Genomic DNA, 211 nt, shown 5'->3' on the forward strand with positions numbered 1-211 from the left:
ACGGTCAAAACGACCTGGACGGAGTAACGCAGGGTCAAGAATATCAGCACGGTTCGTTGCTGCGATCATGATGATGCCTTCGTTTTCACTGAATCCATCCATCTCGACGAGAAGTTGGTTCAATGTCTGCTCACGCTCATCATGTCCACCACCGAGACCTGCGCCCCGTTGACGACCGACAGCATCGATTTCATCAATGAAGATGATACAT

The 211-nt window shown here is 50.2% G+C and carries 1 protein-coding gene; it reads right to left on the reverse strand.

Translation table 11 applies throughout. The features are described from left to right. Positions 1–211 (reverse strand): AAA family ATPase (locus B3S86_RS15180; RefSeq protein ID WP_290754282.1); only part of this gene is annotated, 211 nt, incomplete at both ends.

The organism is Exiguobacterium sp. UBA3968, from assembly GCF_002385115.1.
GTDB lineage: Bacteria > Bacillota > Bacilli > Exiguobacteriales > Exiguobacteriaceae > Exiguobacterium_A.